Source organism: Okeania sp. SIO2F4 (genome assembly GCF_010672385.1).
Classification (GTDB): domain Bacteria; phylum Cyanobacteriota; class Cyanobacteriia; order Cyanobacteriales; family Microcoleaceae; genus Trichodesmium.
Genome location: NZ_JAAHGT010000106.1, coordinates 6094 through 16566 on the forward strand (window position 1 = coordinate 6094; position 10473 = coordinate 16566).

Consider the following 10473-nt stretch of genomic DNA (forward strand, 5'->3'; position numbering starts at 1 on the left):
GGTAATAGATCGGATTTTGACCTTGATGGTTATGCAATTTTATTAGGAGAGAATGACAAACTCAAAAATTACAAAGAAGATGTAATTTATTATGGTCATTTAGAATCTAAGGATAAGACAGTAATTCATTCAGGGGATAATCTGACTGGAGAAGGAGGGGGAGATGATGAACAAATAATCTTGAAACTAAACTCTATTCCTGAAAAATACCAAAAAATTATCTTAGCAGTAAGTATTTATCAAGCCAAAGAAAGGAAACAACAATTTGGAATGGTAGAAAATGCCTTTGTTAGAGCTGTTGATAATAAAGGAGTAGAAATAGCAAAATATACTTTATCTGGTAATGGTACTTATCAAGGTAAAATCTCAATGTTAATGGGAGCAGTTTATCGAGATAATACATTGTGGAATTTTAATGCTTTGGGGGATCCAAAGGATAGTGATATGCATGGTGTAGTAGGTTCATTTATGAAATAAATTTGGCTAGTTTTACCAAATAACTAATAGTTAATTAAGTGATTAAGACTTAAAGTCTCTCCGTATCTAGGAGAAAAAGAAAAATAGAGTTTGGGGAGGGTGGGAACTGTGGGGAGTAAGAATTTTGTCTACTCAAAAAGTTAGCATTTTAGGCAGGCGAGGGCAAAAAAAATTACTCCCCTACTCCCCCTATAAAAGGTGTACAAAAAAATATGTAAATATGCCAGAGCGTATTGCTATAACTGATAACTGAAATGATTCCTTCTTGATTTTTGTTAAAATTTTTTAGAGTTTATACAGGGTAATAAATATATGACTATCAACCTCAAAAAAGGGCAAAAAATTGTACTTGATAAAAGTGAATACGATCTATCAAGACTGACAATGGGACTAGGATGGGATGTAGCAAAATCTGCAAGTGGTTTAGCTGGTTTATTCGGTAATAGATCGGATTTTGACCTTGATGGTTATGCAATTTTATTAGGAGAGAATGACAAACTCAAAAATTACAAAGAAGATGTAATTTATTATGGTCATTTAGAATCTAAGGATAAGACAGTAATTCATTCAGGGGATAATCTGACTGGAGAAGGAGGGGGAGATGATGAACAAATAATCTTGAAACTAAACTCTATTCCTGAAAAATACCAAAAAATTATCTTAGCAGTAAGTATTTATCAAGCCAAAGAAAGGAAACAACAATTTGGAATGGTAGAAAATGCCTTTGTTAGAGCTGTTGATAATAAAGGAGTAGAAATAGCAAAATATACTTTATCTGGTAATGGTACTTATCAAGGTAAAATCTCAATGTTAATGGGAGCAGTTTATCGAGATAATACATTGTGGAATTTTAATGCTTTGGGCAATCCTTTGGATAGTGATATGAATGGTGTAGTAGGTTCATTTATGAAATAAATTTGGCTAGTTTTACCAATTTGAAAAAAGATTGCTATTAAATTTTGTGGCGTTGCTGAATAAATGTATGATATCTAGGAGTCAGAACTTAGAACTCAGGAGATAGAAAGAAGTTTTTTTCCGAAAGTGGAAAGCAGATATGATTTGCACTTAATTAATGACTCTTAACGATCTGAGTAGGGGAGTTTCTTTCGTACCTAAAATCAGCAACGCCAATTTTTTTAGTAGGTTTCAGTAGGGGCAATTCATTAATTGCCCCTAATACAGTTTGGCAATGTACAGAAGTAGGAGAGACCTTGGTTTCCAAATGGAGAAATTAAATTTGAGGGCAGATTTTTCCCTACTCCCTTTTTCTTTAGTGAGCAATAAAAATCAAGTCAGTTATTGTGCAATTTAGTCTAGAGAATTTGTCAAGGTGGTCTGGTAGATATTTCAGCGTATCTAATTTCCTTTATCTGTTTTTCCCTATACTTTTAATTCTTCACTCCTTCACTTATCCTTATGCTAGTAACTGATAGCTGTTAACGTAGTTTCTCCGCAGGAGGCTGACTAACAGCTGTTTGGGCAGCATTCCGCAGGAAATGCTTACCTTGATTTTTGCTAGAATTATATTTTTTAATTTGGTATTAGACTAAGTAATTTTGGTACTAATAAACCCAGAAGTTTTAGAAGTTTAAACTCCTTATAAATACTGTTTTTTTATCTATGTGTTGGTAGAAGAACCACGCCAGTAAGTAAATATTAGCCAACTATTCTAATATCTGACATTTTGATAAACCGGACTTGTTATTAGTAGTTAGTAGTTAAAACTTTACCGAAAAAATAAGGTTTAAAGCCTCTCCTTTCAAGGATAAAAAGTGGTCGTTTCGGCTGTCGCCGACATGAAAAACGGAGCTTGGAGCAGGATGGGATGGGGACAAAACCTCGCCATATCTAATCGACCAAGAAAAGAAAAAAAATCCTTTTAACCAATCCTCAATGTTTTAAGAAGAGGTAATTATTAATTATTAATTATTCATTATTGAAATACAACTTTCCTAAAAAGTAAGGTTGTATAAAATTATAGTGATGTTCTTTGGAAAATTTGGTATAACGTATATTGAATCAAATTAGTATAAAGTACAGTTAAATTAAATTATTTATAGTTGTATTACAGCAGTTTCGGAGGCGCGTGAGGTACAAAGTTTTACCACTTTAGTAAATAGGGAAGACAGATTAGTCTTCAACTGTACCTCACAATCCGCGCAAAGTGCTGTAAATATCTTTTACCAGCTCAACCCTATCAAAAAACTCTGTAATTCATCCTTATTAAAAAAGACTATAGCAGTTTTCATATTAATGAGCTACGGTATTTTTTTCTCCTCCTTCCCTACTCCCTACTCCTTAAAATCTAAAACTTGTGTATCTTTCCAAGAGTGAGAAACGCTATATATAGCAATTCCCATACTCGTGAGGTACAAAATTCTTTGGTTTTAGGGAGTAGGTATGGACGTTGCATGGAAGGTCTGTACGAAGTAGGGAGTAGTAATTTGGGAAGCAGGGAATAGCAGTGCGACCCCTCGGGGTGCGACAGACGCACTTGGTAGCGCACCAAGAGAGAAAATAAGAAAAACAACTGTACTTCACGCTCTTTGAGAAACGCTATAGCTTTTCATCTGCATATCTGAAAAACTTTGCTAAATATATTTCAATTAAATATCTTGACTGGCAAATTAAAATAGGTAACAAGGTATCAACTTTTGCTGATGGGATAAAAAATTTGAGAAACGCTATAGCTTTTCATCTGCATATCTGAAAAACTTTGCTAAATATATTTCAATCAAATATCTTGACTGGCAAATCAAAATAGGTAACAAGGTATCAACTTTTGCTGATGGGATAAAAAATATCTTGTGTAGTTGCACCAAAGATAGTGTTTCCTAGTCACTTCAGCTAAACAGTATTTTTTTATTTGTTTAGTGTTCAGAGTTCACGATCAAAACTGAATACTGTGTACCTTTTCCATTAATGTTATTGGAATTTTACTGAAGCTATTGCCTAAAATCAACTTGCAGCAGTGTTCTACACAAGTTGAAAACTCTGAATACCAGCTTGCTGCTAATTTCAATCAGAATTAAGATAATATATCTGTATATTTACTATGTATTTAATTTGTCTAACTCTCTAGGAGGAAAATAAATGGCATACTTAATTTATGCTCCAGATACTACTAATGAAAAAGTATATGAATTATCGACAGGTGAAATTACTATTGGTAGGGAAAGAGACAATATTATTGCTATTACTAACGAAATAAGTGTTTCCCGTCATCATGCACAAATTGTAATTTCTCAATATTGTGTGAGTATTGTCGATCAAAACAGTAGTAATGGTACTTTTGTTAATGGGATTAAAATTGATAATTGCTTGCTCAATGAGGGAGATTTAATTCATTGTGGTAATGCAATTTTTAAATTTGTTACTAATCCTAATCAGGAACAAGATATAGGTCCGACACATATAGTTAAAGAATACTTACAAGAGTCTACTAAAACTGAATTAAATCAACTCTTAGATCAACAGCAAGATGATTCAGTATCAGTGCTTAAACTGAGGCAAAAAGATATTAATCTTCAGGCAGTAGATAAATTAAAAATTTTGTTGGAAGTCAGTAAACAACTTTCTTCTCCTACCAAATTAGAAATTTTACTAGAAAAAATTCTTGACTTGCTGTTTCAGATTATTAAAGTAGATCGAGCTGTCATACTTTTAGTCAATGAAAAAACTGGAGAACTTGAACAAAAAGCAGTCAAAGGAAAAGAAGGAATTACCACTGAAGGTCGATTTTATAGCAAAAATATTACTAATTTTGCAATAGAAAAAGGTAAGACTTTTTTAACTACAGATGCTTCCCTCGATCAGCGTTTTGATAATCCAGAGTCAATTGTTGCTCAATCAATACATGGAGCAGTTTGTATCCCACTCAAACCTAGGGATAAAGTCATCGGAGTTTTATATGCTGATAATCTATCATTATCAAATGTTTATTCTGATGAAGATGTAGAATTTCTAACAGGTTTAGCTAATCAAGCAGCGATCGCTATAGATAATACTCAACTCTATAAGAAGATACAAGCAGAGGCAATTCTCCGAAATAAATTAGAACGTTTCTTTCCTTTAACTGTAGCTAGAAAACTCAAGGAAACAGATAAATTAGAAATAGTTGATACAGAAGTAACAGCCTTATTTTCTGATATTAGTGGCTTTACAAAAATGTCTTCAACAATGGAGCCACGCCAAATAATTTCTATGCTGAATGAGTATTTTAAAATTATGGTCGAAGATATTGTTTTTAGGTATGAAGGAACGCTCGAAAAATATATAGGAGATGCTTTATTTGCTATTTGGGGCGCTCCTTATCAAACTGCTAATGATGAAGAAAAAGCCATAAAAGCAGCAATTGATATGCAGTGGGCAGTTCGTCGGTTAAATCAACAGAGAGAAAAACGTCATCAAAAACCAATTGCTATTCATATAGGAATTAATTCTGGTAAAGTTGCAGCGGGAAATATTGGTTCAGAACAATTAATTCAATACGCTACTATTGGGGATACTACTAATGTTACTAGCCGAATATGTAGTGAAGCAAAAGCTGACGAAATTCTGATTAGTCAAACTACAAAAGAAAAACTCAAATCACATAATTTTCCCTTAGAAAAAATTCCGCCAGTAATGGTAAAAGGAAAAGATGAACCCATACAACTCTATCGTTTGCTTTGGCAACAACTACCATCAGAACTTGATTAAAAATGCTGAGAAAATTTTGATTGGTTAAACTACAAAAAAACTCAAATTACAGATTTTTTCCCACGTCAGTTTTTAGCTTACCTCCTAGGTCTTAACTGCGTTATCAGCTAGACAATAATTATGCTCGTATTGTCTTGAAATCAGAAATTATTATTGATATATTTCAGATAATTTATAGCATAAAGAAATAGGGCTTGCTAATTAAATATCAAACCATTGATAGATAAAGGCTAATACCTTTTTGGGGTCGAAAAAAGTGCCTGGTTTTGGACTCAAATAGTCTCAAAAAGCTAAAATTTTTCCTTGACAATGCTGAAAATTTGGCTGTAGCAGATAGTCTAAACTGTTCCCTATCATCACCATTAGAATTTTTCAGCAAACCCTATTCATAGTTTGAAGTAGTATTAAATTATAAAAAGCTGCTAAAGTAATGACTAAATTCAGCTCAAAAACCTATAATTTTGCCAAAATGTCAGGGCAAAAAACAGAAAAATTAACAGTAAAACTATTGCCCATTCCCTAATATCCCATTCCCTGCTCTCAACAAAAGACTTTCTCAGCAAACTCCATTTGTTAACTTTTGACTTTTGACTTTTAAATTTGGACTTGTAACTTTATGAAGGATTATTGCTTTGTTTATGAGAAATGAGACTCTGATGATGGCCATCTATTATTGTCGAAAATGAATTAATATATGACTATTAAGTATCGATGTACAAACCATTTCTTGAATATTTAGAAAAAGAATTATTTAGTAAATTTGACTTACGCAGTCGTTCAATTCCTGCTGGTTTAGAAGCTAACGTTAGTAATAGAGGCAAAAATCAAGCCACCATTCAAAGTTGGTGTTATGAGTGTGCCGAACTGAGAAAAATACGTTATACCTACATTGATGCAGGAGCTGCAGCTCAAGTATTTAATAGTGTAATTTATCCCAGTTACCACTACGATATCCCACTGCTAGGAATAGACCTATTATCTTTCGGTAAAAATAAAATCTTAATAGTATTAGATTTTCAACCTTTATTCCAAGAAGAATCTTACTTGCTTAAATATATAGAACCAATGCGATCGCTACGAGAGAAATATAATAATTTAGCTCAAAACTTAGAAATGAAGTTTTACGATGCCAATCAATATTTTTCTAAATATTTATTATTTGCCAAAACAGATGCAGAGACAGTACAAACTACATTTTTCCAAGCTTATCAAGATTACATTAGTTTATATTGGGAAATGTTAGACAAAGCAGAAATTCTCCAGACAGAAGCAGAGATTCAAAAGATAGTTAAAGCTCAAAAAGATTACGATCAATATAGTGCTGAACGAGACCCAGCATCAGGATTATTTAGTAGTTATTTTGGCCATGAATGGTCAGAAAAATTTCTATACGAATTCTTATTTGAAGATGCTGTACCATTAGCAGTTCCTACTACAACTCGATGACTTTGTTAACTATTAAGTTAAGAATTTAACTCACACCTCTCCAACAATTTAAGGGGGGTGTGAACTGATTTTTATCGATAGTAATTGCTGAAATATGATATGAGTATTCAGCCGTCAGCTATTAGCTATCAACAATTAGTTATTAACTCATTGTCTTGGGAGAAAGAATTAGTCTTCAGGGAAAATTAAACATTATGAATAAAAAGGTCATAAGCTAATTTTAGTAGTTGCCTTGTTCTTTCAAAAGCAGCAGAACTGACTACTAATAGATGAATATTTATAATAGCAATCAGTAATTAGATGTCAGAATTTGATTATTGTTTAAAAGTCTATAAGTTTCTTTCTTTCCTATTCCCTAAAAAGTTACAATCTCTGACAATTCAAATAAGATTCTATATGTAATGACTAAGAAATAAGGTCAATAGCTTCCCCTTTCAAGGGGATAAAAAAAAGGAAATGTCGGATTCTCGTAGCCTACTAATTCAGTAAGAAGTTACTGATAACTGAAATGACACCCACTGAAAATATTGTGAATTTGTATCAACCTTTTCTAGACTATGCTCTGAATCTGCTCAAGCAAGAACTAGAACTACAACCTTACCCCATACCCTCTGGATTTGAACATAAAGTTGCTATAACTGGTAAGGGCAAGAAGGAACAAGAAGTAAAGACAACCAGTTATGCCTACTCTACCTCCAAACTCCGGCAGATTAGAGCAGCTCATGTCCAAGGTGGCAGTGCCCTCCAAGTGTTAAATTTTGTCATATTCCCTCATCTGAATTATGACTTGCCCTTTTTTGGAGCAGACCTAGTTACCTTGCCAGGGGGACATTTAATTGCCCTAGATATGCAGCCCTTATTTCGGGATGACCTCCAGTACCAAGAAAAGTATACTCAGCCGATATGGGACACTTTCCAAGCATATCAGCAACATCTACCTTGGGGAGGTGATTTTCCTGAAGAAGCAACCCCATTCTTTTCTCCAGCCTTTCTTTGGACTCGTCCTGAGAAAACCGAATTAGTTGAGACAAGAGTATTTGAGGCGTTCAAAGATTACTTGCAAGCTTATTTAATTTTTGTAAAACAAGCAGAAGCTATTACCGATCCAGAAGAATTAGGAGAAATTAAGGAAGCCCAACTGCGTTATATCAGATATCGAGCCGAGAAAGATCCAGCTAGGGGAATGTTTACCAGATTTTATGGCCCAGAATGGACGGAAGAATATATTCATGGCTTTCTGTTTGACCTAGAAAAACAATTGGCCTTGCATCCTGCTTAACTTTCCAGCTTCAGAGAATTTTGTTAATAATTTGTAATAAACAAAAACACAACAGCATTGTATAAATAATATCTGAAGGGTTCTAAAGACAAGGGAAAATTAACAAGACCAATAATTGATGAGGTTGAAAAGCTTCTCATAAACGGTGTAGGATTTTCTCAGGATTATCAAAAAATCTGAGTTTTACCTTTCCAGGCATGGGCACTTAGCCTGAAAAGAACTAAAAAATACCCATAGCATTGAAAAGCAACTAAAAAAAAAGCAAATTAGGAGTATTAATCAATGTTTGATGCTTTCACAAAAGTAGTTTCCCAGGCAGATGCCAGAGGTGATTTTGTTCCGGCTAGCCAAATCGATGCTTTGGCAGAAATGGTTGCACAGAGCAACAAGCGTATAGACGCAGTTAACCGTATTACTGGTAATGCTTCTACTATCGTTGCTAATGCAGCTCGTTCTCTATTTGCAGATCAGCCTCAGTTGATCGCTCCTGGTGGAAATGCTTATACAAGCCGTCGTATGGCAGCTTGTTTACGTGACATGGAAATTATCCTACGTTATGTAACTTACGCTACTTTCGCTGGTGATGCAAGTGTACTAGATGACCGTTGTCTTAATGGTCTTCGTGAAACGTACTTAGCTCTAGGAACTCCTGGTGCTTCTGTAGCCGTAGGTGTACAAAAAATGAAAGAAGCTGCTATTGCTATTGCTAACGATCCTAATGGCATTACCCCTGGAGATTGCTCCTCTTTAATGGCTGAGATTGGTGGCTACTTCGACCGTGCAGCAGCAGCAGTCGCTTAAAAACACTGTAAAAAACTTTTTTGTAAGGATGCACCTTAGCATCTCTACAGATTTTAAATTTCTACCAAAATTTGTACTCACAAGATTTAGGAAAGAACTTCAACAATGAAAACTCCTCTGACTGAAGCAGTAAGTGCGGCAGATTCTCAAGGCCGCTTCCTGACTAGCACAGAATTATTCTCAGCATTTGGTCGTTATCAGTATGCTGACGCAAGTTTAAAAGCTGCTAAAGCTCTTACGGAAAAATCCCAAAGCTTGATTGATGGAGCTGCTCAAGCAGTTTACAACAAGTTCCCTTACACTACTACAACTCAGGGACCTAACTATGCTTCTACTCCTGTAGGAAAGGCAAAGTGTTCTCGTGACATTGGTTACTATCTGCGAATGGTAACATATTGTCTAATTGCAGGTGGTACAGGTCCTATGGATGAGATACTAATTGCAGGAATTGATGAAATTAACAAAACCTTTGAGTTGTCTCCTAGTTGGTACATTGAAGCTCTGAAGTACATCAAAGCTAACCACGGTATCACCGGCGATCCTGCTACTGAAGCTAACAACTATCTTGATTACGCTATTAATGCTCTCAGCTAGTAGTTGGCATATTAACTAACTGATGAAAGTGAAATTAATATTCACCTAATCAATAGCCTTGAGCTGATATTCAACGTAGCTCGGAGAGGTATACAGGTGCTGGCCTGTGGTTAGTATTTGTTCATCTTTCCGGGCATCGTTATTTCAGTTAACAGTTAACAGTTATCAATACCTCTGGGTTCAGTTAGAGCCTTGAAATACTGAAGTTGATTTATTTCAGATCCTATCCAAGGGGAACCTATTGACCTAATTTTTTGGTTATTATTTAAGAAGGAAGAGAAAAAAAGAAGGCACATTACACATTTTAATTTTTATTGAAACATAAAGCTGCTGAATGTAACAAAATCGTCTTAGATGCTTAGATGTAAGTGAAGCTTATACTAGCAAAACTGTTAGCTGGACTGGTGAAATCCTGAAGAATTTAGGTGGTAAAAAAGTTGTTACTGGTAATGATGGTTTTCGCCTCGATCGCAACTTAAATGGAGCGCGTGGAATTTTGATCGTGCATCGTGGTAGAAAATTTTTATACCACATTGGGAGATACCCCCTCAGCAAGTTAATCTTGCTGTGCATTGTTAACAAATGTTAGCACTCATAGTATCGAAGACCTTATATATATAAAAATGGAGTGGCAGTATTTGGAATTACCATCAGAACAAGTATCAGACAATGGCGAGTCTCTAACTGTGGAAGAGGCGATCGCTAACCTACGCCATGAAGAATTAGGTAAACGATATTATGCTGCTTGGTGGTTAGGGAGGTTTAGAGTTAATACTCCTGATGCTATTGAGGGTTTGCTTGCTGCACTAAAAGATGAGTCTGACCGTACAGAAGACGGTGGATATCCCTTGAGACGGAATGCTGCTCGTGCCCTTGGTAAGTTAGAAGATAAAAAAGCTGTACCTGCTTTGATAGAGTGTTTGGAATGCTCCGACTATTATGTACGAGAAGCAGCAATAGAAGCATTGGAAATGTTAGGAGACCCTAGCTGTATTCCAACGTTAGTCAAACTTTTAGAGGGAGGGGTTGAAGCCGCAGTTTTGGTTCCAGGTAAACCTCATTTGATTCAACCTTATGAAGATATTATCGAAGCTTTGGGAACACTTCAAGCTCAAGAAGCAATTTCTCTAATTAAGCCTTTTATAGAACATCCAGCAGAAAAAGTACAATATGCT

Annotated in this window: 8 protein-coding genes; all 8 read left to right on the plus strand. The window is 35.0% G+C overall.

Features of this window, described 5'->3' with window-relative positions; genetic code table 11:
• A partial coding sequence (locus F6K22_RS09520) for a TerD family protein (protein ID WP_293096343.1) occupies positions 1-477 on the plus strand: 477 nt, incomplete at its 5' end.
• A gap of 312 nt (positions 478-789) precedes the next feature.
• Positions 790-1392: a TerD family protein gene (locus F6K22_RS09525; RefSeq protein WP_293096346.1), complete on the plus strand. Its 603-nt coding sequence runs from the start codon at positions 790-792 to the stop codon at positions 1390-1392.
• 2178 nt (positions 1393-3570) lie between these two features.
• A complete protein-coding gene (locus F6K22_RS09530) occupies positions 3571-5178 on the plus strand; it encodes an adenylate/guanylate cyclase domain-containing protein (RefSeq protein ID WP_293096349.1) in 1608 nt (535 codons plus the stop codon).
• A gap of 711 nt (positions 5179-5889) precedes the next feature.
• On the plus strand, positions 5890-6624 hold the full coding sequence (locus F6K22_RS09535) for a 15,16-dihydrobiliverdin:ferredoxin oxidoreductase (protein ID WP_293096352.1): 735 nt from the start codon (positions 5890-5892) through the stop codon (positions 6622-6624).
• A 508-nt stretch (positions 6625-7132) separates the two neighbouring features.
• The gene (locus F6K22_RS09540; RefSeq protein WP_293096355.1) at positions 7133-7903 is read left to right on the plus strand and encodes a phycoerythrobilin:ferredoxin oxidoreductase; all 771 of its coding nucleotides are present in this window, start codon (positions 7133-7135) and stop codon (positions 7901-7903) included.
• Between the two features lie 282 nt (positions 7904-8185).
• Entirely contained in the window at positions 8186-8704 is a 519-nt protein-coding gene (locus tag F6K22_RS09545) for a C-phycocyanin subunit beta (protein ID WP_293096358.1), read from the plus strand.
• 105 nt (positions 8705-8809) lie between these two features.
• Positions 8810-9298: a C-phycocyanin subunit alpha gene (gene cpcA, locus F6K22_RS09550; protein ID WP_293096360.1), complete on the plus strand. Its 489-nt coding sequence runs from the start codon at positions 8810-8812 to the stop codon at positions 9296-9298.
• Positions 9299-9921: 623 nt separating this feature from the next.
• Positions 9922-10473, plus strand: a 552-nt coding sequence (locus tag F6K22_RS09555; RefSeq protein ID WP_293096363.1) for a HEAT repeat domain-containing protein, incomplete at its 3' end; no start/stop codon positions are given.

Coding starts and splice junctions, on each gene's coding strand:
- F6K22_RS09525 (WP_293096346.1), top strand. CDS start 790: ATGACTATCAACCTCAAAAAAGGGCAAAAAATTGTACTTGATAAAAGT.
- F6K22_RS09530 (WP_293096349.1), top strand. CDS start 3,571: ATGGCATACTTAATTTATGCTCCAGATACTACTAATGAAAAAGTATAT.
- F6K22_RS09535 (WP_293096352.1), top strand. CDS start 5,890: ATGTACAAACCATTTCTTGAATATTTAGAAAAAGAATTATTTAGTAAA.
- F6K22_RS09540 (WP_293096355.1), top strand. CDS start 7,133: ATGACACCCACTGAAAATATTGTGAATTTGTATCAACCTTTTCTAGAC.
- F6K22_RS09545 (WP_293096358.1), top strand. CDS start 8,186: ATGTTTGATGCTTTCACAAAAGTAGTTTCCCAGGCAGATGCCAGAGGT.
- cpcA (WP_293096360.1), top strand. CDS start 8,810: ATGAAAACTCCTCTGACTGAAGCAGTAAGTGCGGCAGATTCTCAAGGC.